This window comes from Methanobrevibacter intestini, assembly GCF_047402955.1.
GTDB lineage: Archaea > Methanobacteriota > Methanobacteria > Methanobacteriales > Methanobacteriaceae > Methanocatella > Methanocatella intestini.
In genome coordinates, this window is the sequence record NZ_CP187956.1 from 155910 (window position 1) to 182032 (window position 26123).

Consider the following 26123-nt stretch of genomic DNA (forward strand, 5'->3'; position numbering starts at 1 on the left):
TAGTTATTAAAAAATGTGTTTTTTAAAGTATATAAAGTTAACGATTTTAATATAAACAGTAAAAACTGATTTTTTAATTTCATTATCCAGTTACTCATAATCCATCTTTTTAATAGCCTCATAGACTCTTTTACAATTATTTTTATCATTAAACTCAAAGAAATCATCGACTCTTTTAATATACTGATTTTTCATTTCACATTCATTTTCAATATATTCCATTATCAAATCAATTAATTCTTCATGATTATCAACAACTTCTCCAAAACCCATTGTTTTATAATCAAAATAGCTCTCTTCAATATCAAAATGATAATCCTGAGCATAATGATAATAAATAACTGGCTTTTTTAAATAAGCAAAATCAAAAGCTATTGAAGAATAATCTGTTATTACTAAAGAAGCATGTGTGAAAATATTATTATAACTATTGGAAGTTGAATCAATTGTTACATAATCATTAGTTTCAAATAATTCAATGAATCTGTAAACATTTGGATGTGGTTTAAAAATCAATTTATAACCATGTTCTTTACAAAAATCAATTAAACGAGAATCATTAATTAAAGTATTGTATATTTTGAAGTAATTTGATTTTAATATTTTTTCTTTAGTTGAATGATGGAAATGCCTCCTCCAGGAAGGCATAATTACAATTTCTTTATAATCTTCCTTTTTTTCAAGAGCATCATATCTGGGAAACCCCAATAACTGAGGAACATCTTTATGATAGTTATAAGGGTACTTAAAAAATGATTTCAATTCCAGTTTTGATGCAGTTACAATTAATGAAATGTTTTTATCCGCTTTATTAAGCCACATTGAAATATTATCCTTTGTAATACCATGCTGTAAAAATACAAGCCTAAATTTAACAAGACCTGATAAAAAAGGATAATTGCCCCAAAATGGATATACTAAACCATTATCCGGATGGGAGGATATGACCTTTTCTGCAAATAAAGCATATATCCTATGTTTAATAGAACCGTATTCAATGGTTTTTCCAATTTGAGAAACTTCATCAAATGCAAAATTATCTTTATTTAAAACAAAAACCTTTTCAATACCATCATTTATACCAACAGCATATTTAAAAAGATTAATACCATTATCATCAGCCAAATAAGGTAAATCCATAAAAATCCAAATTCTTCTAGATGATAAAAACGGATATAAAATAAAATAAACAATTCTAAATATCACACCAGTTCTCCAGCCCTGATTAGTTTCACGCAACATTGTGTAAATAGTTGAAATCTCATTTTTCAATATTCTTACCCAATTTTTTGGTTTGACAGTTATTACACTTCCTTTAACCTTAGCAATGTGATTTTTTGAAAGTGAATATTTAGAAGTATTTGAAAGTCTGCAAGGCCTATTAAATTTTATTTCAAGATCTTTAAAATCATTAACATCCGTTTTAAATTGGATTTTAAGATTTTTTGAAGTAATTGGAATAAAAAGCTCAAAATCATTATTGTAAGCATATTCAAAATTTAGAGAAAACCTATCTCTTTGTGGATATTTCAACTCTTTAGTTTCAAAAATCTTATCATTAACAAAGGCAAAAACCTTACCTTTTTTATTGAAAAATGTAGTAATAAATCCTGAAACATAAATAACATCATTTTGTATCTCAAAAATATCAATAAAAACCTGATTTAATGATAACTTATCAAGAATATCATTATAAACTTGTTTTCTATATTTACAATCACAATTAGCTAAATAATCATTACCTAAATATTTTAAAAAGAATATATGTGTTTTAAGCTGATTTTGAATATTTTTTTGATTATATATCACATCATCATCAATATTTTGCAAAATAAAAATCAGATTGATGTAAAGTTCATAAATTTCATCATAACTTAAAATATGGTCAATTTTTTTAATTTTGAAAAGCCATTGCAAATCATACATCAATACATATTGAATAAACTTTAAAACTTCACCATAATCTCTTTTAGAACATTCAATTAATTTAAAATGAAACTGTTTAATTCTAGAAATATAATATTCTTTAGTTTTACTTGAATAATCAAGAAGAGAATTTTTAGCTTCAAATTTTCTATAAAAATAAGATCCGCTTTTAACAAGCCCTAATTTTAGTTTATTTAAAAGAACCTGATTAACAAAAAATGCATCTTCAGCAGTTTGTAATTTATCATTAAATTTAATATTTTCAATAGCTTCTGCTTTAAAAAATGAAGAAGGTCCAGATAATTGAATAAATTCCGGTTGTTTCAATAAATCAACAACTTCTGTTTTTTTAAATTTAAAATTTAAAGGGTGATTACCTTTTTGTGATCCAAAATAATATATTGGAATTGAAACAACATCAATTTCTGAATAATGTTTTTCAAAGAAATTATAAACATCTTTAAATGTATTACGGCTTATATAATCATCACTGTCTAAAAAATTAATATATTTTCCTTGTGCTTCTTTTAATCCCTGATTTCTAGCATGTGCTGGGCCAAAACAATCTTTAGTTGATATATACTTAATATTTTGAGGATATCTAACCCTATATTTCAAACACATTTCTTCTGTATTATCCGTACTTCCATCATTAACTACAATAATTTGAATATTTTTTTCAAAATCCAAACTTTGACTAATAACAGAATCAAATGCTTTTTTTAAATACAAATCAGAGTTATGTGCTGCAATTATAACAGAAAATAAAAATTTATCATGAATTTTTATAGCCCCCCACTATTTTAAAAAATAATCCCAAAAATATATCAGATATAACCATTAATATAATAATATATCTACCAAAGATAATAAAGCTTTTGATGGTGAGAATTATGAAAAAACTATATTTATTATTAATTATACTGATTTTATTAATGGTAGAGGTCAATTTATACAATTACAATGGTTTTGATTTTAATTCAAACAAAATAGAATTCGAAGGTGCCAAGTTTGATTTGCCTGACAATTTCAATATTACTAATGAAAGTAAAAATACAATAAGCCTCTACGATAAAAGTAACAATATAACTATAAATATAACTCATTTAAATGACAATGTTTCAATTAAAACCTATTTCCAAAAAGCTCTAAAAGATAATTTTACAGTAGGCAATGAAACTCAAAAAATAGATGATATTAATGTATATGTAACCTATCGTGAAACAAATTATACTAATTCAACACAATTATTCTTTGAAAAAGATAATACAAATTATCGTATGTGGATACTGAACTATGATAATAAAAATGATTATTCTTCAAAAATAGCTGCTGAAATTATTACAAGCCTAAGACCTGCAAATCAAGGATATATAGGTTAAAAATAACCTTCAAATCCTTATTTTATTGCAAATCTATTTTTTCTTTTATTTTGGACAAATAATTTCTGAATAAAATCCAGAGAATCATCAACATTCAAACATTTTAATGTTTCGTCAATTTTAGGAAAGTAAAGTGATTCATTTGGAATGACATTATAAATAAAAACATCACTTACATAACTATTAACACTTTCAGACTCTGATTCACTGAAAGCACCTAAATAATCTTTAGTAAAAAAAACATTTTCTTGAATAATTTGTACAGGATTACCGCTCAAAAAAGAATTAGACAATCCTTTACAGTTAGGAGGGACAAATGCATTATTATCTACAATAGAACCAGAACCTAAAACAACTCCTGAAGATATATAAGCCAAATGACCTAACCACACATGATCCCCAATAAGAACAGAACCCGGAAAATTAATCCTTTCTTTAGTTTTGGATAAATATATCGGATAAGCAAAAGAAGTTCTAATATTTGCACCACTACCAATATTACAATCATCACCAATAACTAAATTCTGATGTTCCTGAACATTGATGTTTAAAGGAGCAGTCATATTATTATCACGACCAAAAAAGACAACTGAATCATGATAAACCTGTAAATTCAAAGGATATTGTGAATTAGGAGTGGAAGATAAATAAACTAACGAATTATTACCTTCAAAACGTATATTTGCATTAACTAACTTAACCTCACGTTCACAATAAAATAAATTACCTTTACCTCTAAAAGTAACATTGGAATTAACAAATTCTGGTCTACCAATAAAATTATTTTGCTTTAAATTCCCGATTTGATCAATATTACTAACTGACTCCATAAAAACCACAATAATTATTTTTTAATTGAATTTAGAATCGCATCTAATTTATTTTCAAGATTATTCATTCTTCTTTCTAAATTATCTCCGCTATTTACTAAAGAACCTGTTTTTTTAGCAACAAGACATGTATCACACCAAGGTTTAGCATCAGCATTTGTAGAAACATGAATAACTTCAAAATCAACATATTTAGCTAATGCACTCATACCATCTTCATAAAAACGATAGCAGTCAGTATCTGCATCACCATGTTTAGGTCCTCCACTAGGAGCAATAATACAGCAAAAACCACCAGGCCTTAAAACTCTGTCAATTTCAGCCATTGTAAGCCAGAAGAAACCTAAATGTTCAAAAAATTGACCTGAAACAACAACATCATAGCTATTGTCTTCAACTTCATACCAATTGTAAATATCATCAACAACAATATCCACATTAGCCCCTTTTTCAAAATCTAAACCCTGATAAGTCCAATTAGAACTATTAAAAATAGATTTATAATTATAATTAGTACCACTTGTATCTAAAGAACCAACATCCAATATATCTAAAAAATCATTATCATTAAGATAAGTATTTTTAAACCAACTCATTTTATCATGACTAGACTTATGCATGTTATCACCAATTAATTCTCTCTAAAATTAAGACTAAATTATACCAATTTTATTCGACCTTTGATATAAATTATATCCATTACAATTATTTTGTTTTTTAGCTATAAAAACATTATTTAATTACATTTAAAAAAATTATTAAAATTATAAGTTTTCTCCTAATTTTTTCTTTAAAAACATATTTTCTTTTCTTAAAACACCATTATTTTTACAATAAAACTTTTTTTGATCACGTATTTTAATTAATTTTTCTTTTAAAATTTTCTGTTGGAAAAGTAACTGCTCAATTTCTTTTTCATAATTTAAATTCTTATCTGTCAAAAATTGATAATTTTTTGAAATATTATCAAATTCAACAATATGTTTAAGCTGATTAAATTTATCTGAATAATAAGACTTTTCATAATGTGTTCTACCAGAACCCCAAATATGAGATTCATCAGCTAAATAATCTCTACCAAAATACATAATTTCAACATCATAATTATTTTCTATGTATAACTCCAAATCTTCAATATAACTATTAACATTTAACAAATAACTATTTCCACTTTCATCAACAATTGTCTTGTCTTTTTTTAATATTTTTGTTGCATATCTTGCAGAATTCAAAATAATCTTTGAAGATTGACAATTATTTTTTAAAAAATTAAAAAATAAATCTATACTTTCTTCATATAATTTGAAATAAGTTTTTGAATCCTCAATTATTGTCAATGCAGTTGATTTGTCTTTGATAGTTTCATAAAACTTAGTTTTTGGTAAATCCCAATAATTATTTGTAATAATATTTCCATCATCTAAAATTAAAATTCCAAAAATCAATTCATAAATAACATCCATAATAATATAATCTGGAGGATTATTTGCTATTTCGGAAAGCCAACATTTACTTAAATCATACCTAATAGAATCATTGTAATTATTTTCAAATATTATGTCTTTTTCATCAAATTTTATGTTATTTTGCATCAAACTAATGATAGATGTTCTTTGTGAATAAGAAATTATTTGAAAAAAAGTTTTATAATTTGGAACAATTTGTGAATTAAATAAATCCCTTGACACACATGATCCAAAAACACCAACTGTAAAAACCAAAAAGAAACCTCCTTAATTAACTAACAATGAAAGAAAATTAACTTATTCATTAATTTTTTTTAAAATTAAATCTAATTTATTTTCAAGATTATCCATTCTTTTTTCTAGATTATTATTAACACCATACTGTTTTCTAGCTATTAAAACACAATCATACCACGGATAAGAAATTTCATCATCATTAACATAGCATTCCAATATTTGCAATCCTACATAATTAGCTATCTGTTTCATACCATCATCAGTGAATCTGAAACAGTCATAAGGATTTTTGTGAACCGGCCCTGCACTAGGAGCAATAATACAACATAATCCTCCAGGTTTTAAGATTCTTTCAATTTCTTTTATAGCTTTCCAAAAGAATTCCATATGTTCAAAAGCCTGACCAGAAACAACAACATCAAAAGAATTATCTTCAATTTCAATCCAATTATAAATATCTGAAACAACAATGTCTACATTAGGACCTTCCTGAATATCCATACCCTGATATTTCCAGTTATCTTCTCTTAAAAATCTGCCGTAATTATAAGAAGTATCACTAGCATCATAAGACCCAATGTCTAAAATATTTAATGAATCTTCAGTGTTCAAATAATTATCTTTAAATTTTTCCATTGATTGAAACGAACTTTTATGCATATTATCCCATTAAATATTATTGATTAACTATCATATAATTTATAATTAATTATATTTAATAATTAATTTCCTATTTTAAGTTTATTTAAAGAAAATAACTTTAAATCAGAACTTGAATATTCTTTCAATTTATCTATTTAATTTTCTATCCTATTTAAAGATTAATCTCTTAATTTTGGGAAAAAAGTTATTCACCGGTTAATTTCCTATTTTTTGCAATTAATTTCTAATTTTCAATTAATGATTTTCCATTTTCTTTTTTAAACTTGTAAATTTTATTCTTTAAAATTACAATTTTAATATCTATGGTTCAGAAAATTTTATTTTAATAAAATAATTAATCAATAAAAATTATTTTTTATTTGAACTTTGATTTTATTTGTTTAAAAAAACCCTTATTATTTAATTTTAATTCATTTAATTCTTTTTTTAACATTTTATTACAATAATTCAAATATCTAATCTTATCTTCATATTTATTTATATTAAAATTTGATGAAGAAACTCTTTGCCCTAATTTATTATTATGAACATTAAAATTATCCAATGGCATTGTCTGTTCATTCAAATTAGAGTTAAAAAGATAATTTTGAACATTATATTTAATATTCTTTAACTTTAATAACATTATTAAATTAAATTCTTTAAATGTATCTGATTCTATAATAGATTTATAAAAATCAAAATTTTCTTTAGTCAACTTATCTTCAACAAGAACATTGTTAATATATTTATTTTTCTCAAAATTTTCTTTAATACATTTATAAAAATCATATTTATACTCATTGTCTAATCGTTCATACCACATTTTAATTACAGATACCTTATGGTTAAACAGAATATGATCAAACTCTTCAAAGATATTGTGTTTTAAAAAAATTGAAATAACCTCATCCAAAACAGGTACAATATCAAAAATCTTATTATTTCTATTTTGCATTATTGAATCATCATGAACACGCCTAAAATAAAAAGGATTTGAAATAAATGACACTTTATTAGCTAATAAAAATACTTCATAGAAAAATGGATTATCTTCAAACATAGAATAAACTTCTGGGAAAGAAATATTATTCTCTTTTAAAATAGAAGTTTTATAAATCTTATTAACCGGACCGACAGGAATTGAAAATAATTTATTTAATAAATCTTTATAATTAAAAATCTCTTTTTCATTTTTAAGGAAATTTATATTATAATAATCTGTTTCATAAAATTCTTTTGAAACACAATTATAATTAATTAATTTAAAAATAACCATATCTAAATTGTTTTTTTTAGCACTTGAATATGTTGATTCAAAAGCATCCAATTCAATCCAATCATCAGCATCAATAAATGATAAATATTCACCTTTAGCATATTTAATACCTACATTTCTTGCAAAACCCTGACCATGATTTTCATTTAAAGAAATTATTTTAATTCTCTCATCACGAGCTGCAAATTCATATAACCTCTCTAAAGAATTATCTGTAGAACAATCATCAATACAAATAATCTCAATTTCTTTTAGTGACTGATTCATAATACTGCTTAAACATTTATCAATATATTCACCAGTATTATAAACTGGAATTACAACTGATAATTTAATTGATGATTCTTCAATATGTTTATCTATTATATCTTTAAATAATTGTTCCCATTTTAAAATTACAACATCATCGACAAAATTATTTAAAACCTTTTTTCTAGCTAATTTACCTAGTTTAATAGCTTTATTTGGATTATCCAATAAATCTATAATTGATTTTGCTAATGCATCAATATCATACTGATTAACAATAATTCCATCTTTACCATTTGAAATTATATCTGATGGCCCATAATTAAAATTAAATGCAATAGCGGGTGTAGCACATAGCATAGACTCTAAAATACCCAAACAAAAACCTTCAGAATGAGAAGTAAAAACAGTACACAGCGAATCTTCCACTTCCTCATAAATATTATCAACATAACCTCTAAAAGTAATATTGTTTTCCATATTATTTTCTTTAATAAATGATTTGATTTTATTTAACTCATCAATTTCCCATTGAAGATAAGCACGACCAAAAATTTCAAGTTTGGCCTCTTTTTTTGATTTAATAACTATTTGAAATGCTTTAACTAAATCAAAAAGATTTTTATGAAAAGAAATGCTTGAAGTAAAACTAATTTTATTGAAATTTTTTTCAACATTTTTTAAATTAATAGGCTCCACAAAATTAGGAATTGAAGTAAACCTTTCATAACCAAATTCATCAATTAAATCCTTTTTTTGACTTTCAGTTAATGTAACAACACTATCTAAATTATCTTTATCATTAATAGCTGAAAAAGATTGAATATCACTACCTTTAACATATGGTTCTTTAAAGATATTTCCGTGTAATTGCCCTATTTTATATGCAATATCTGAAGACACATTTCCAATACTTGGAATATGTCCTGTAGATTCTATAATTAAAAATGGTTTTTCTTCACAATTACGACATATTTCTTCAACAAAAAACGTCTGAAAATGTAACTGCTTATTATATTCATGGGCTGCACCAATACAGACAGAATTACAATCCTTTCGATTATTTAAACAATAAAACTCCCTATTATTTTTTATAAACATCTCATAAAAACAAAAACCGTCTTTAGTAAATGCTTTTTCTCTAATACATTTATCATTCTGGAAATATTTTTCAATAGCTAAATAATTATCAAAATATCTCTCAGTTTTTATTTTAACACCATTTTCAAAATAATTTCTATCAACAGATTCATCATTATTATGAACTAACTTATAATTTGATTTAAGATTTACGTCAATTAAATTATCATTTTTTGATGATACTTCATTTTTATTTCTATAATAATCAAATAAATTAACTATATCAACTTTATCATCCAAATAACCGCTTTCACATAATTTTTTAATAACAAACTCATAATTTTGTCCAAAATCAACAGTTAAAATAGTTACTTTATAACCTAATTCTGATAATTTTTTAGATCTTGTTAAAACTGCTTTTGCAAGACCTCCAATCTGGGGCTCTAATGCATAACATAATAAAAATATATTTTTATTTTTTATAAGTAAATCTAACTTAGATGAATTACCATTTAATTTTACTAATTCAACAACAACTTTATCATAATCTTTATTTGAAATAGCTTTAAAAAGAGAAAATTTATCCTTTGAAACTTGAAGATTTTCATTTTCTAAAAATTTCTGAAATAAAATAGATGATAAATTAACAACTTCTTTAATTTCATTTAAATCCAAATTAGAATCAATAAATTTTGTAATCCAATAATATAAAGATTTTAGTACAATATCAATATTATTTGGAGCATATTTTTCAAAAAGGCTCAAATGTTTATAGTATAACTTAATAAGACCAATTAATACTTTTTTTGAATTATTACAAGATACTGATATTTCATCATCATCCCCATCTCTTGCATCATAATAAACAATTTCTTTATTTATAAAAACAATCCCCTTTGCTTTAAATAATGCATGATGAACAAAAAACAGATCTTGACCTGGAAGATGTTCTGGAAACCAAATATTATTTGACAAAATAAAATCTTTTTTAAATATTTTAGCCCATACTGATGGATAAACATTAAATAAGTTCATGTTTTCCTTAATAGAATTAACTTTTATTTCATCTCCTTTTAATTCAAATTTATCTTCCCAGTCATATTTTTTGCCATCCTGGAAAAAAGAATCAATAAAATTACCTGAAACAATATCTGCATTTTCATTAGTGATTTTTTCATATAAAACATTACAAGCATCTTCAAAATAAGAATCATCTGGATCTAAAAACATCACATAATCTGCAGATGCATATCTTAAACCAATATTTCTAGGTTTGCCAGCAAAACCACTATTTTCTTTAAGAAAAACACTTTTAATATTGTCATACTTTTCGCAATATTCCTCAATAATCTTTCTAGAATTATCACTAGAACAATCATCAACTAAAATTACTTCTAACTTATTAAATCCAAATGATTGGTTGATAATTGAATCAATAGCCCTTGTTAAAAAATTTTCCATATTATAAACAGGAATTATTATAGATATCCTAAAAAATGTATCAATATCTTTCATTGAATATTTTTGAGGGACATTTTTCTTTTCGTAAGTACAATACTCCATATAAGAATTACTAAATAAAATATTAAGAACCTTTGATTTATATGAGCCATACACTAAATTTAAATCATTTCGTGTTTTCAAAAATGATTGAAAATCTGATTTTACCTTTAAAAAGAATTCATTTTTAAATTCATCAGTAGTTTCATTAAATCTGGTAAATATTGAATAAAAAAACTTATTAAAAAGAAATTTTTTATATTCATAATCATAATTATTTGTTTTAATAAATTCTTGCCTAATTAACCTAAATGCATCAACAATATCCATGAATTTATTATCTTTTCTAACCATCGTAGAATTTCTTCTGTTCACCCTATAATAATATAAATAATTATCCAATATGGAAACTCGTTTAGCATTTAAATATACCCTATAAAAAAAGACTTCATCTTCAAAAATAATATCTTCAGGAAACCTAATATTATTTTCAACTAAAAAATCGTTTTTATAAAGTTTACACCAGGGAGCTACAGAAATATTACAAGTAACTTCCTTAGTATCATAATGAGAAAAAACTAGTTTATCAATATTATCTAAACAATTCAAAGATAAATAATTTTTATTAAAATCTGTTAATTCTTTTAACTCATTATCAAAAGCAAATGTTTTAAATAGCAATACATCTAAATCCAATTTTTTAGCTTTTTTAAAAGAAATTTCAAACAAATTTAAATCAATGAAATCATCAGAATCAACAAAACCAATATACTCCCCAGTAGCTTTTTTGATACCTTCATTTCTTGAAAAGCCCTGACCACTATTTTTTTCATTTTTAATTATTTTTATTCTATCATCATTATTTGCATATTCCTGTAAAATTTTCAAAGAATCATCTGTAGAACAGTCATCAACACAAATAACTTCAATATCTTTTAGTGTTTGACTTAACACAGAATCTAAACATTCCTTTAAATAATCTTCAACATTATAAACTGGAATAATAACTGAAACTTTAACCATGAAAAACCTCCCCTATTCAAATAAATTTTTAAATCTCCAAATTTTTGATGATTCTACATTATTAACCTTCAAATTCAATTCCACGTTTCTATTTTTAAGATAAATATTATCTGCTTCTTTAATCCTCAAACTTTTTAATAATTTTTCATTTTCTCTTTTGTACTCTTTTAATAAACTTGTAATATTATCATAATTATAATAAATTTCTTTTTTAATATTATATTCAATATATTTAATTAAATCAATATTATCAAAGATTCCATTTTCAATATTTTTAAATATTAGTCTAAATTCAGCAGCCTGATTAAAAAATTCATGATTTTTAAAATTTTCAAAATTTGATGAAACAAATATTGAAGACAATTCATCTAAACTTAAGCTATCCTTTAATATTTGATTTGTAAAAAACTGCAAATGAGATAGCAAGATTAATTTAATTAAATTTTTATTAACATGATTATTCATACAAACATCTAATGTTAAATTATATGCTTCAATTAAACCTAAAATATATTTAGAAGTTACATTTAATGAAATTGATTTATCATTATCATCAAATCTTAAAATTCTATTATAAACAATGAAATTATTTAATGATAACACATTTTTCGCATTAAAAAAAGCATCTAAGAAAAAAACTAAATCCTGACCAGGAATACCCTCTGGAAATTTAATATTATTCTCAACTAAAAAAGATGTTCTGAATATTTTAGCAGAAATAGCTGGATTTATCTTAACCAAATCAATGCAATTAGTCGTGTCCTCAAAATAAGATTCATCTGAATTTTTAAAAGGCAATACAATCTGTTTGTTATCTCCATGAATATTTTGATATCCTCCCAAAACAATATCCAATTCAGCATTACCATTAATTTGATTGTATAAAACTTCAATTGCATTTTCTACAAAAAAATCATCAGAATCTAAAAACATTACAAAATCACAGGATGCTTCCTCAAGACCAATATTACGAGGCTTACCTGCAGCACCACTATTTTCATCTAAATGAACAGCTTTAAAATTATCATATTTCTTGGAATATTCATCAATAATTTTTCCACTGCCATCAGTTGAACAATCGTCAACCATAATTACTTCAACATCATTTACATTAAATGTTTGATTTAATATACTATTTAATGATTTTCTGATATGCTTTTCAACATTAAACACAGGAATTATAATTGAAACTAGTTTCGACATAATATCTTTAAAATAAATTATAATAATCTAATTATCAATATTTAATTTTGTGAATCATACTATTTATATTTATCTTATAAACAATATGAACACAAATCGAATTGATTTTAATCAATTGATTTTAAAAATATAATCTTCTTATGAATCTACAACAATTCATTTGATATTTCTAAAGAGATATCTTACATACATAAATCACACTACTCCCCTTAATTGAAAAATTAATAATTATTCATCATCTATTTTGCATTTTAAAATAGTATCCGCAATAAATGTCCAGGGCTGTTCTTTAATAATCTCAAATTTATAACCTAAATCTAAATTCTCAATCCAAGGTTTTATTTCAAAGAAATCTTCGACACTATGATATATACTAATAAACAGCATTGGTTTTTGACTTTTTATTGTTTCAATAGCTCCACTTAAAAGATCCTTTTCCGCTCCTTCAACATCAATAGTAATCAAACCAACATCCAAGTTATTTTCCTTGACAAATTGATCAACAGTTACTTCTTGAACTTTTAGCTCTTCTGTATATTTTCTTAAGTTAGAATCAGAGGTAATTCCCTGAAAATTATCATTAGCTAAATATAAACTTCGCTCACCATTAATATTTCCTAAAGATTTGTTTACAGGTTTTATATTTGAAATATTATTAATTTCAACATTTTCTTTTAATAATTTAAAAGACTCTTCAAATGGTTCAAAAGCAAAAACATTTTTATGAGTAACTTCAGATAATGGAATTGCAGTATCTCCAGTAAATGCTCCTGCATCAATTATATCTTTATTTTCAAGAAAATTCTTATCTTCTTCACTTAAATTTAAATCCATAAAACCATGAAGATTATATCCACCTTTAAAGTTATATTTTCCTATTTTATCCTCAGATATATTATTTATTTTAAAATCTGTCCACTGTTTTTGTTTTTCCAGTTCATCATCAAAAAATAAAGTTTCTCTTCTATTATAATTAATAGCTAAACTTCTTAAAAAAAGCCATTTAAAGTAGTTTTTTGATTCTTTAGGTAAATTTTCAACCATTTTCTTGAATTTTTCCTCAAAATCATCTCTAAAATAATAATTTATATAAGACCAATTACAAAAGCTAGCTGCAGTATGTTCATTAGCTCTAATTTTACTAAGATTGTTATATTTATCGTTAAGAGAATCAATCTCTTTATGTAAATTTTCTATTTCTTGTTTAAGAACTTTATTTTCCTGAATCAGCTTTTTTTTATTTCCAAAAATGTTATCCTTAATTGTCATAGTATGCCTTAATGTAATTAATTTTCATAAATCCAGTCATAAACTCTTTTAGAGTTATTTTGATCATTATATTTGTAGAACTTGTCAACTCTTTTTTTATAATTTTCTTTCATTTCACAATCATTATCCAAATAATCTTTAATTAGCTTTATTAAATCATCCTCTTTTTTGATAACTTCTCCAAATCCCATTGTTTTATAATCAAAATAGCTTTTGGATAAATCAAAGTTATAGTCATCTGAGTATTGATAATATATAACTGGCTTTTTAAGATATGAAAAATCAAAAGCAACAGATGAATAATCAGTTATAAGTAATTCTGATTCATTAAATAGCTCCTGATAAGTCTTTTTATCATCTACAATAATGCTTCTATCTAAATCAAACAAATATCGGAATTTAGCTAAATTCGGATGCGGTTTAAAAATTATTTTATAACCTTTATCTTTAGCATAGTCAATTAACTCTTCATTATTTAATAAATCATTTAATCCTTTAAAGTATTTGGAATTTTTAAGAGCAAATTCACTTTTTTGCAAATATTCTCTCCAGGAAGGCATTATTAATATCTGTTTTTTGAGATTATTATTTTCCAAATTATCAAAACGTGGAAATCCAAGTGTTTGAATAATTTCAGGAGAATAATTATAATCTTCACCTAAAAAGGACTTTCTTTCTAAAGGAGAAACTGTTAAAATTAAAGATAAATCCTTATCATATTTTCTAATCCATTTAGAAATATTATCTTTTGTAACTCCATGCTGTAAGAAGTATTTCTCTGATGTAATCAGTCCACTGTATAAATCTCCATTTTTGGCATAAAAAGGATTTAAAATGTTTTCATCAGGATGTGAAGAGATTATTTTATCTGCAAATAAATAGATTAATCTTTGTTTTAATGAATAAAATGGTAAAACATTTTTATATTTGTTTGTTAATCTGGAATAATCTTTACTATCCTTTGAAACCGTGAAATATTTTTTAACATGATCTTTTCTGGATAGTGCATACTTAAATAATTGTTCAGCATTATCATCAGCCTCATTTCGCCTATCCATAAATAACCAGATTTTTTTATTTTTTAAAAATGGATATAAAAAAAGATACATTAATCTAAAAGCCAATGCAGAAGTATAATACGGGCCTTTATCATTATAGATTTTCATTAAACATTTATACTCCAATTTTAACATTTTAATAAATGAATATGATGTTATATAAAAAGAATTATCTTTAAAAACCACAATATTATTGTCTTTAATTAAGTAATTGCTGCTAGATGATAATCTTGCATGCTTTTCAAAAGTAATGGGAATATTAAACGATTCATCACCATTTAAAACATAAACAGTTACTTTTTTATTTTTAATTTCATCTACCGGAATCTCCAAATCAAAATCATAAGGAAATTTATATTCAACTGATAAAAATTTTAATGTTTTTCTTGTAGGATAAACAAATCGTTTAGATGTAAATTCCTTATTTTCACACTTAGCTACTATTTCAATATTGTCCGGATTAAAATTACTCATTAAAAGACCGGATATGTTTAAAGAACCATTTTTTATATTAACTATATCAATGTAAAACCTGTGAATACCTAAACGGTCATTAAGCTGTAACTCATTAATTGTTTTAGCAGTTAAATCAGACTGTTTGATAGTTAATAAAAACTCGCGAACATTATTATCTAAAGTTTTATAGTTTTTAATAATATCTTCATCAATATAAGATAAGACATCTAAGAAAACTTCCCAAAATTCATTAATTTCATCTTTATTTAAAATATTCTCAATTTCTTCAACTTTTACCATCCATTGAAGATCATAAAGTAAAGTATACTGGATAAACTTTGGAGTTTTACCATATTTTTTAACTGAATAATCAATAAGTTCCTTAAAGTAATATTTTAACCTGTCTGTAAAAAATCCTTTCTTTTTTTGAGAATTATCAATTGTAGATGACTCATCAAAGCGTTTTCTATATAAGTAATTGGCATTTTTAACCAAACCTAATTTCGGATTATCAATAAGAATTTTATTAATGAATAATGCATCTTCAGAATTAACAATACATGTATTAAATCTTAAATTACCAATAGCTTCCCTTTTAATAAAAGCTGATGAAGCTGAAAGCTGCGGATAATCAGGTTCATCTAAAAGATTAACTACTTTTTCGTTTTTATATTTATAATTAAGAATATGTGCTCCTTTCTGATTGTCAAAAAAAGTTATAGGTATTGATATAACATCTGCAGCAGGATTTTTCACTAAAAAATCATAAACTGCTTTAAAAGTATTTGGAGACAGTTTATCATCACTGTCAAGAAAGTTTATATAATCTCCCTTAGCATATTCTAATCCTAAATTACGTGCACTTGCCTGACCGCCGTTTTCTTTAGAGATTACCTGAATATTATAAGGATAATTTTTCTGATATTTCCTAGCTATTTTTAAAGAATCATCACTACTTCCATCATCAACTATAATAAGTTCCACATTATGTTCGAATCCAAAATTTTGAACTGTTAAAGATTCAACTGCATCTTCAAGATATTTGTCATTATTATAAGATGCCATTATAACTGAAAATGGCTTATATGAATCCAATTTTTCAAATTCTTCAAGATTTTTGGAATTCAATACTTTTAAAGTTCTTGATTTTATTTTAAAATCCAGTTCATCAACATTTAATGAAAAATCTTTTGAATTTTCATTTAATATTTCATTAAATTCTTTTTTCATCAGATTAAAGAAATTTTTTCTATATTTTGGAGCTGTCTGGCTGAATCTCCATAAAATAAGATGGATGAATCTGTTGTAAACCTGTTTTTTATAGACATTTATATAATTAGTTTCAACTAATAAGTCACGAATTAATCTGAAAATATGAATAATATCACTATAATCTTTATCCAAACCTTTAGAAACTGTTGAACCTTTTCTGTTTGTCCTATAACAATATAAGTTTTCATCAATTAAAGAAATCCTTTTAGCTTTAAGATAAACATTGTAAAAAAAGACTTCATCTTCAAATATATATTTTTCCGGAAATCTGATATTATTTTTTTCAACAAAAGACCTTCGATATAACTTGTTGTAAGGAGTTACCGAAATTAATGAAGTGAACTCTTTAGTATCTAAATTATTAAATACCTCTTTTTTAAACCCGCTGAAACATTTAAGAGAATAATACCATAAATTATCATCAATTACATGTGTTTCATTATCAAAAGAAGAAACCTTACACATTACCAAATCCAAATTTCCATTAACTGATTTATTATACAATTTCTCAAGCATGTCTTTTTTTATAAAATCATCTGCATCAACAAAGGATATAAATTCACCGCAAGCATTGTCCAATCCAACATTACGTGCAGTTCCCTGTCCTTCATTTTCTTTAGAGATTATTTTAATTCGGTTATCTTTTTTAGCATAATTTTCTAAAATTTTTAAAGAATCATCAGTTGACCCATCATTAATGCAAATAATTTCAATATCTTCTAAACTCTGGTTTAAAATACTATCTAATGATGTTGATAAATAATCTCCAACATTAAAAACCGGAACTATTACAGAAACTTTAACTTTCGACATGATTCAGTAACCTATAAATGATATTTAAATTAAATATTAGTATATTGATACTAATTTATAAATTTTTGTGTGGAAGTTATGTTTAAAGAAATGATTAAAAGAAATACAAGTGAGCATTTCCTACTTAAACAATTAATTAAAAAAAATTTCACTGCTAAATACAAAGATTCAATACTTGGAATCTTATGGAGTTTTATAAACCCATTGTTAACTATGCTTTTATTAACTGCAATTTTTTCAACAATATTTTCCGGAAATATTGCAAATTATCCAGTTTATTTTTTAGCAGGCCGATGTTTATTTGATTTTTTTAGTGCCGGGACAAAAATAGCTATGAATTCCCTAAAAGGAAACAGCGGTATCTTAAAAAGAATATTCGTTCCAAGATACATCTTTGCTTTTGGAGGAATATGTTCAGAGTTTATCAATTTCATAATTTCATTAATAATACTTGTTGCCGTAATGTATTTAACAGGCCTTCATTTAACCTTAATGTCAGTATTAGCTATTATTCCTATGATAATACTCTTTGTTATGGTAGTGGGAATCGGATTAATATTATCAATCGTATGTACATACTTTAGAGATATTGAATACCTTTACAACATATTTACAATATTATTGATGTATGCATCCGCTATATTTTATCCTGCAGAGATTATTCCAGAAGCATTAAGACAATATTTATATCTTAATCCTGTGTATTTACTAATTGATCAATTCAGAGACATTATAATGTATAATACATTACCAAATATCATGAGTGTTATTAATACCAGTTTATTTGCTCTTATTGTATTAGTTGCCGGAGTTATAATATTTACAAAATACCAAAGGAAAATTACATTAGAATTGTAGGTTGTTTATTATGAAAAAGAATTTAAGATTTAAAAATAATATAAATAGTGATTCCAACAATCAAAACAGAAATTTTAATCAGAGAAAACAACCAAAAGAAGTTATCTTTGACCTGCAAGATGATTACAACAGAATCCCAAATGATATGCAACAGCCTAAATCTCTACACCCTAATGGTTGGCAGCCATCAAAAAATAATGAAGTTCCAGATTACATAGAACCAATTCATAATAATATATTAGAAAAAGAAACTGCAAAACAACATCAGGATGTTGATAATCTAGTTTCACAATTTATTCCAGACTATCATGAAAAAGTTGCAGTTGAACTTAAAAATGTTTCTTTAAGTTTTAAAATATCTAATGATAAAATTGACAATTTAAAGGAATATGTAATACGTACTATTAAAAGAAACAAAGAAAAAAGCAGAAAATTCAAAGCTCTTGATAATGTTTCATTTAAAATCTACCAGGGAGAAAAAGTTGGAGTAATCGGTTTTAACGGTGCTGGAAAAAGTACTTTACTTAAAATAGTATCTGGTGTTTATGACTGTGACAGTGGAGAAGTAACTACTAACGGAATAATCGCACCGTTACTTTCTTTAGGTGCCGGTTTTGATTATAACTATTCAGGAAAAGACAACATCTTTCTAAATGGTGCTATTTTAGGATATACTGAAAAATTTTTAAAATCAAAATATAATGAAATTGTTGAATTTTCAGAACTTGAAGAGTTTATTAACTTTCCTGTTAAAAACTATTCCTCAGGAATGCTTGCAAAACTTGGTTTCTCAATAGCTACTGTTGTAAATCCGGATATTTTAATTATTGATGAAATCCTGTCTGTCGGTGATGTTAAATTCCAGAAAAAAAGTAATGATAAACTTAAATCACTAATGGGCTCAGGTACTACTGTTTTACTTGTATCACACTCAATTCAACAAATCAGAAACATATGTGATAAAGCATTATGGATTAATGAAGGAAAAGTTGTAGCTTTTGATGAAGTAAATAAGGTCTGTGATGCTTATATTAAAGCAGCTGAAAGTGCAAGTAAAGACCAGCTTAAAAACATCAGTCTAGAATAATTGTAACTTCCATTTCTTTTTCATTTTTCAAATCTTCAATTAAATCCAAATCAAGATCTCTGGCGGCTTTGTCTGCATTTATCATTAAAGTACGGGAACAGACATAATCACTGGTTCTGCAGACAATATCTGTCGGATGAGTTAAAGTCAAATCTTCATGACCAAAGCCGACAATCTCATCATGGCCGTTTTCAGTATCTAATATAACAGTTATTTTAGTGTTTTTATTGGCTATTTTAGCTTTAAACTCATCTGAAAAATCATTCATGGAATTATCCATAGCCACTCCAACAATACAATCTGCAGTAGGTCCAATTTCTGGATCTTTAGTTATTTCAAAAGTGGATCTGTGCATGGAAGATACATTTTTGTGACCTTTGGTTCTAATTTTAAAAATCATAATTGTAATTTTAAACTGTAAAACTAATAAATATTTTCATTGAATATAATTAAAAATAAGTACCATAATATTAGTGATATATTAGTTAACATGTTGAAAAATTAAATGTTATTTTTATTAAATTAATAGCTATGTTAAAAAATAATAAACATATAAAGTTAAATCTACATGTAAAAAAGAAAAAAAGTAAGAGAATTATGAATTCTCTTTAAGGACTGATTTTTATTGTGTTTCCAGTTTGGAAGTCATTCCAGTAGGAAGTTATAATGTATTCGCCGCTCATTAACCTGATTCCCAAGCTTGCAATACCATCTTTATTAGTAACTTTATGATAGAAAACACCGTTTACATTAAATGATACGTTTTGGTTAGCTAATGGTTTACCTTGACCATCTAAAGTTAAAGCAGTGAAATTGCTGCCGTCTAAATGTTTCATATTTAAATCCTTAGTTACTAAAGTTGGCAAGACACTGACTCTGTTTCCAATATCCAATCCGTCATACATTGTTGTAATAGTGTAATTTCCCGGTCTTAAAGCAATTCCCAAGCTTGCAACACCATTTTCATCTGTTTTTTTGTGATAGAACACACCGTTGATGTTAAATGTTACTTCTTTGTTTACTGCTAAAGATCCGTCTTTGTTGTAGACAGTTGCTTCAAATCTGGAAGCATTTAAGTAATATTTGGTTAAGTCATTTTGCATGATTAATGATTTTACAGTTATGTTAAATCCTTTTTCTTCGCCGGTTACAGGGTTGTAAGCAGTTAAAATGTAATTTCCAGGTCTTAACATAATGCCTAAATCAGCTACACCATCTTTATCAGTCTTTTTAGTATAGAAAACACCATTAATATTAAATCTGATTTCCTTATTAGCTATTGCTTTTCCAGTGCTGTCAGTAAACTTAGCATAGAATCTTGTAGCGTTCTGATACATTTTAACTAAATCTTTACTTATAATAGTCGGATTAATAGTTACAGTAATGTTTTTAGAAACTGCATTATACTTATCTGAACCTTTATATGAAACAGTAGCTTTGTACACATTAGACGCTAAGTTTAATCCCATGGAAGCAGTACCGTTAACATCAGTAGTTTTATTGTAAGTTTGACCATTGATAGTAAAGTATACAATAGCATTAGCAATAGGATTACCTAAATAATCAGTTAAAACAGCAACCATTCTGGTACCGTCTTTGTAAATCATTACAATATCTGAAATGTTTAATACTGGATTTCTATCAGGAGATATGTTAACTGCAACAGTTTTATTAACAACACCATTATATGAAACAATAGCATCATATTTGCCTACAGCTAATGGAGGTACAATAACTTTAGCTTCTTTACCTGAAACAGTAGCATTGTAAGTTACACCACCAATAGTTACAAATACAAAACCATTAGCTACATGATCAAAGTCCACAGTAAAAGTAACATTGCTTGCAGAATCTGAATCAGAAACAGAAACATTCATTTGTGTATTTTTAACTGAAACAATAGTCATATTACTTGAGTAAGAATTATCTAAATCTCCAGTATAATTAACAAATATTTCACAAGGACCAGTTTTTTCTGCTAACACATCAAAGGAACCCATACCATTTATTAAACTGATAGTTCCTTTTAAAACACTATTAAGATAAACATTCACACTACCATTTAAAAGTTTACCATTCTTATCACGAACAACAACATTAACAGTAATATAATCTCCAGTTTGCGGAGCATTATTTGAAATAGTCATATTTGTAAATGTATCAATTCTGTAGAAAGTTACATTTAATTTTAAAATATTTCCATCACTTAAAGTTGCAGTTACAGTCTGATTACCAACACCATTATATGTATAATTAGCAGTTAAACCATTAGAGTTAAGAACACCTTTATTTGGAGTAATTACACCATTAGAAACTGTTAAACTAGCATTAACATCAAAAATAGGTACTTTAGAAACATCATAATAAGAATAATCAGTTCCATTAAATGCTAAATATACAAGTTTAATAGTTTGAACCGGACCAGAAGCATTGTCTGTAACTAATGCTGGAACTAACCAACTATCACAATAAACAGTAGCTCTAGCAGGAGTAGTAACATTATATATAGGTACTGAACTATTCCAGAAATTATTGTTTAAGTAAACAATACATGCAGGAGGTTGACTACCATCAGTTAAAGATACAAATACTGGGGTATTATAGAAACTAGATCCTGAAATATTACCATTACCAAATTCAACACCGTTTTTATTGTTTAAGAATAATGAATTCATAATAGTTACAGTATTATTAACTCCTAAAGGTAATGGATTATCCTTATAAGAACTAGATACTGACCCTTTAAATATCATCATGTTGGTCATGTTAATAAATTTAGTATTGTTAACAACCCACCATGCATTTTGATAACGAGGATCTGGCCATGTAAATGCTCCACTATTAACAAATGTTGAATTATTTAATATAATAATTGGACGATAATCACCTTGAGAATAGTATCCATAAATAATATCTCTTGTATTGTTTTCAAAATAAGTATTATAAATAGTTACATTACATCCAGTATCATAACTACTAGATGCACGGATGGCTGAAATATCTTTTTGATTTGTAAACTTAGAATTAATTATAGTAGTATTTGTACCTACTAAATAAAGAGCTCCAGGCTTAGCAGTACCAGTAACATTATGATTTCCGTCAAAAGTCACGTTATCAAATAACACTTGTGTAATATTAAAATGATGATCATAATTACTACTACCTTTTGAAAGAATATCCCTAATTGAAATTAAACCATTTAAACAAACTAATTTTCCCCTATTATTTTCTACAACCAAATTATTTTTTAAAAATTCAGTATTTGATATAACAATATTTAATGCTGCTTGATAAGAATAGAATGCTCCACGAGATTCTATAAATTTAGTATTATTAATTACAATAGTTGAGAATAATTTATCTGCGGAAATTCCATAACCTGTATTATTCATAAATATACAGTTATTAACATTTAAATAAAAACCAGTACTACGAACAAGACCAGTGTCCACTGTAGAACTAACACCTCCAGAAGGATACCTGTTAGTTACACCATTTTTAATTGTTAAGTTTGATAAATAAACTTTAACATCATCATACATTGGTACAAAATCAAATACATAAATATTTTTTTCTGCATCAATAATTGAAGTTTCTTTATTCTCACCAACAATAGTTAAATCCACATATGGTTTTAAATCAAGTTTAACATTACCTTCACCTTTTAAAGTGCCAATTAAATGGATTGTTAAACTTAATGCATTTTGATTCATTCCATAATCAAATGCTTTTTTAATAGTTGCAAATGGTTTAGCTAATGAACCATCACCTGATTCATCACTACCTTTTTCAGAAACATAAACATCAAAAACACTTGCAGGATTAGCATTAACATTTAAAATACCAGTAACAACATTAGTTTTATTAACTTGATCAACAGAACCGGAAATTTCGTATTTTCCATCTTCAGCAATAGCTATTAAAGTAGCTACATTATCAATTAAAGGAGCTGAGCCTTTGTAAGTTCCATTTAAATAGAATTTAACATTATAACCACTTACTTGAATACCGCCTAAATCAAAAATAGCTTTTAATTCAGACTTAACATTTGAAGAATTGGTAGATACGAATTTCAAAGAATTAGACATATTTAAAAGCGGATTAATTCTAGCACGAGTACTCATAAAACCATATATATCATTACCGTCATCTGCTTTATTGTTTTCAAAAATACAATCTTTTAAAACTAAAACCATAGCATTATGGTAAATAGCTCCACCTTTTTGAGTAGCTGTATTATTAATAAATTTAGCATTAATAAAAGTTCCGCCACCACTAACAGCACCACCATTTTTTGCAACATTATTTTTAAAAGTATCATTTATACTTGTAAAATTAATATCCCCATATGCTGAAATATATAGTGCTTTAATTGTATTATTTTCAAATATATTATTGCTTGATACAAAGTTTTTGGAAGATATATCGAATAATCCATAATCATTACCCTGATTAATTTTGTTGTTTATGAAAGTAGAATTGTAAACTCCTTTTTTAATGTTTGTGAAATAAGCGGAACCAGAATTATTTTCAAATAAAAGATTAGTTATACTAGTACCTCCACTAATAACACATCCAGTTATAATATTCTCTCTCATTATTACATTATTTATCTCACCATTAGTAATATAAATTATATACTTTGTATTACATTTTTCAAAGACACAATTATCAATGTTTACAGTATAATCATTTCCACTTGCTTTAATTAAACCTACATAATTATTTTGATATAAATTAGCAAATGTAATATTTATAATATTAACATTTAATGTACTTCCAAAATTAAATGCCCAATCTTTATTAGAACCGTTAATGATTGTTTTACCGTCTACACCAATTATGTTAAGGTAACCTAAGTTATTAAATGTTAAATTAAGATTTCCAGCACCTACATAAGTTCCTTCTAAAAGATGTATGTTTACATAGATATTTTTAGCAAAAGCTTCAGTTATTGCTTTATTAATGGTTTTAAATGGATTATCTTTTGAACCAGTATTATTATCATCACCATTAGGTGATACATAATAATCCACATAGTCACGGTCAATTTTAACATTTACAGTAGCTGTTTTAACAACTGCATTATCATTTAAAGGACCTGAAACTGTAACAGTATATTTACCATTATCAAATAATTTAGAAAATGTACCATTTATAAATCCATTAACAGAGTTTGCACCGCCAACAAAAACATCATTAAATTTAAAGGTATAATATCCACCATGAATTGGATGACCCATATCATCAGTTGCAGTTGCATTAAGAGTAAAAGTAGAACTAGTTATATCTACATTTTTACCATCAAGAACTGTAACTACCCCATTAAAGCTAGAAGTTGACCAAATGTAATTTCCATATCCACTTTTAGATACACAATTAGTCATAGTGTTGTTTTTAAGATTAAAGTTAGAACCATAAATAGCTCCACCACCATTACTTGAACCTGTAGAAGTAATTGATGCATTTTCAAAAATACAATTAGTAACATTTGCATAATTTACATAAAGTGCACCGCCATTTCTTAAAGCCTGAGTATCTTTAAATTTATTTCTATTCAAAATGGAATATTTATCATTATTACCACTAATATAAACAGAACCTCCATTTGAAGATGTGCCAGTACCTATATTTCTTAAAAAAGTAGAATTATAGATGCCCACATAACTATAAGAACAAATAGCACCACCACTATATTTAACAAAATTATCTTCAAAAGTAGAATAATATATGTCTAAATTGCCATTGTTGTATATTGCTCCACCTGAATTAGCGGAGTTATTTTTAAAGTTACAATTTTGAATAGTTAAATTACCGTCATTATAAATAGCTCCACCATAATTTGAATAACCGTTTATTATAGTTAAATTAGTTAAAACTACAGAACTAGTAGATTTAATATTCATAAATTGAGTTCCGTTTAAATCAATTATAGTTTTATCAATACCAGCACCCGCAATAGTTATGGTTTTATTTTCAATTGTTAAACCATTATTACCAGTACCAGTGAATTTTCCTTCGGATAAATGAATATTAGTTGCAGTTGAATTAATTGCTTTATTAATTGTAGCAACAGGATTATTCATATCTCCAGCATTAGCATCATTTCCAGATGGGCTAACATAAATATCAGAAGCACCATCAGTTAGAATATTAGAAGAATCATTATCTTCTGCACTAACACAAGAAATAGATACCATAAACAATATTAACAAAATTAATATTGCAAATTTATTTTTCAAGTTTTTATTCCTCCTTAACATTAATTTCGCCAAATAAAATTGACAATTATTATATTACTTTTTAATAATATAAAAGTTATACTAAGTAAAGGAAACTTTATAAATTGAATGTTAGCAGAAATTATTAAGATTTAAACATTTTTTTCATTTTGACATCTTATATATTTTAACATATTTTTTAACTCGTTGATACGAATCTTATTGAACTGATAACTGAATGTAAGTCTAAATTATGTTCTTTTATGAGGTTG

General features: G+C 25.5%; 14 protein-coding genes. 3 read left to right on the forward strand and 11 right to left on the reverse strand.

Annotated features, from left to right (window positions below; genetic code table 11):
* Window positions 1–90: 90 nt before the first annotated feature.
* A complete protein-coding gene (locus ACMC9J_RS00845) occupies window positions 91–2658 on the reverse strand; it encodes a bifunctional glycosyltransferase/CDP-glycerol:glycerophosphate glycerophosphotransferase (RefSeq protein ID WP_427003366.1) in 2568 nt (855 codons plus the stop codon).
* 161 nt (window positions 2659–2819) lie between these two features.
* Here ACMC9J_RS00845 and ACMC9J_RS00850 point away from each other — a divergent pair, with 161 nt between their 5' ends.
* Window positions 2820–3308, forward strand: coding sequence for a hypothetical protein (locus ACMC9J_RS00850; protein WP_019264446.1), 489 nt, complete (start codon window positions 2820–2822; stop codon window positions 3306–3308).
* A gap of 17 nt (window positions 3309–3325) precedes the next feature.
* Here the strand turns inward: ACMC9J_RS00850 and ACMC9J_RS00855 are convergent, their stop codons facing one another.
* The 8 genes from ACMC9J_RS00855 to ACMC9J_RS00890 form a co-directional block, all read right to left on the reverse strand.
* Window positions 3326–4138 (reverse strand): DapH/DapD/GlmU-related protein, encoded by an 813-nt coding sequence (locus tag ACMC9J_RS00855; protein ID WP_427003367.1) that lies wholly within the window; start codon window positions 4136–4138, stop codon window positions 3326–3328.
* A gap of 14 nt (window positions 4139–4152) precedes the next feature.
* Window positions 4153–4758, reverse strand: a complete 606-nt coding sequence (locus tag ACMC9J_RS00860; protein ID WP_011954622.1) for a methyltransferase domain-containing protein — start codon at window positions 4756–4758, stop codon at window positions 4153–4155.
* A gap of 144 nt (window positions 4759–4902) precedes the next feature.
* Window positions 4903–5859, reverse strand: coding sequence for a DUF6270 domain-containing protein (locus tag ACMC9J_RS00865; protein WP_427003368.1), 957 nt, complete (start codon window positions 5857–5859; stop codon window positions 4903–4905).
* Between the two features lie 42 nt (window positions 5860–5901).
* The gene (locus tag ACMC9J_RS00870; protein WP_400223225.1) at window positions 5902–6501 is read right to left on the reverse strand and encodes a class I SAM-dependent methyltransferase; all 600 of its coding nucleotides are present in this window, start codon (window positions 6499–6501) and stop codon (window positions 5902–5904) included.
* Window positions 6502–6859: 358 nt separating this feature from the next.
* A complete protein-coding gene (locus tag ACMC9J_RS00875) occupies window positions 6860–11614 on the reverse strand; it encodes a glycosyltransferase (protein ID WP_427003369.1) in 4755 nt (1584 codons plus the stop codon).
* A 12-nt stretch (window positions 11615–11626) separates the two neighbouring features.
* A complete protein-coding gene (locus tag ACMC9J_RS00880; RefSeq protein WP_427003370.1) occupies window positions 11627–12817 on the reverse strand; it encodes a glycosyltransferase family 2 protein in 1191 nt (396 codons plus the stop codon).
* Window positions 12818–13045: 228 nt separating this feature from the next.
* Window positions 13046–14086 (reverse strand): FkbM family methyltransferase, encoded by a 1041-nt coding sequence (locus ACMC9J_RS00885; protein ID WP_427003371.1) that lies wholly within the window; start codon window positions 14084–14086, stop codon window positions 13046–13048.
* 17 nt (window positions 14087–14103) lie between these two features.
* Window positions 14104–17685, reverse strand: a complete 3582-nt coding sequence (locus ACMC9J_RS00890) for a bifunctional glycosyltransferase/CDP-glycerol:glycerophosphate glycerophosphotransferase (protein ID WP_427003372.1) — start codon at window positions 17683–17685, stop codon at window positions 14104–14106.
* A 78-nt stretch (window positions 17686–17763) separates the two neighbouring features.
* On the opposite strand from ACMC9J_RS00890, the gene ACMC9J_RS00895 reads away from it, so the two are divergent.
* Complete coding sequence (locus tag ACMC9J_RS00895) at window positions 17764–18543, forward strand: ABC transporter permease (protein WP_427003373.1); 780 nt, start codon at window positions 17764–17766, stop codon at window positions 18541–18543.
* Between the two features lie 10 nt (window positions 18544–18553).
* Window positions 18554–19630 (forward strand): ABC transporter ATP-binding protein, encoded by a 1077-nt coding sequence (locus tag ACMC9J_RS00900; protein ID WP_019265768.1) that lies wholly within the window; start codon window positions 18554–18556, stop codon window positions 19628–19630.
* On the opposite strand, the gene ACMC9J_RS00905 is transcribed toward ACMC9J_RS00900, so the two are convergent.
* Together ACMC9J_RS00905 and ACMC9J_RS00910 are read right to left on the reverse strand one after the other, a co-directional pair.
* Window positions 19617–20030, reverse strand: a complete 414-nt coding sequence (locus ACMC9J_RS00905; RefSeq protein ID WP_427003374.1) for a DUF371 domain-containing protein — start codon at window positions 20028–20030, stop codon at window positions 19617–19619. The two genes, ACMC9J_RS00900 and ACMC9J_RS00905, sit on opposite strands and share 14 nt — an antisense overlap.
* A gap of 208 nt (window positions 20031–20238) precedes the next feature.
* On the reverse strand, window positions 20239–25872 hold the full coding sequence (locus tag ACMC9J_RS00910; RefSeq protein ID WP_427003375.1) for an adhesin: 5634 nt from the start codon (window positions 25870–25872) through the stop codon (window positions 20239–20241).
* Window positions 25873–26123 lie beyond the last annotated feature (251 nt).

Bases quoted from the DNA above. Each gene is read 5' to 3' on its own strand.
- ACMC9J_RS00850 (WP_019264446.1), top strand. From the start codon at position 2,820: ATGAAAAAACTATATTTATTATTAATTATACTGATTTTATTAATGGTA.
- ACMC9J_RS00855 (WP_427003367.1), bottom strand. From the start codon at position 4,138: ATGGAGTCAGTTAGTAATATTGATCAAATCGGGAATTTAAAGCAAAAT.
- ACMC9J_RS00860 (WP_011954622.1), bottom strand. From the start codon at position 4,758: ATGCATAAGTCTAGTCATGATAAAATGAGTTGGTTTAAAAATACTTAT.
- ACMC9J_RS00870 (WP_400223225.1), bottom strand. From the start codon at position 6,501: ATGCATAAAAGTTCGTTTCAATCAATGGAAAAATTTAAAGATAATTAT.
- ACMC9J_RS00875 (WP_427003369.1), bottom strand. From the start codon at position 11,614: ATGGTTAAAGTTTCAGTTATTATTCCAGTTTATAATGTTGAAGATTAT.
- ACMC9J_RS00880 (WP_427003370.1), bottom strand. From the start codon at position 12,817: ATGTCGAAACTAGTTTCAATTATAATTCCTGTGTTTAATGTTGAAAAG.
- ACMC9J_RS00885 (WP_427003371.1), bottom strand. From the start codon at position 14,086: ATGACAATTAAGGATAACATTTTTGGAAATAAAAAAAAGCTGATTCAG.
- ACMC9J_RS00890 (WP_427003372.1), bottom strand. From the start codon at position 17,685: ATGTCGAAAGTTAAAGTTTCTGTAATAGTTCCGGTTTTTAATGTTGGA.
- ACMC9J_RS00895 (WP_427003373.1), top strand. From the start codon at position 17,764: ATGTTTAAAGAAATGATTAAAAGAAATACAAGTGAGCATTTCCTACTT.
- ACMC9J_RS00900 (WP_019265768.1), top strand. From the start codon at position 18,554: ATGAAAAAGAATTTAAGATTTAAAAATAATATAAATAGTGATTCCAAC.
- ACMC9J_RS00905 (WP_427003374.1), bottom strand. From the start codon at position 20,030: ATGATTTTTAAAATTAGAACCAAAGGTCACAAAAATGTATCTTCCATG.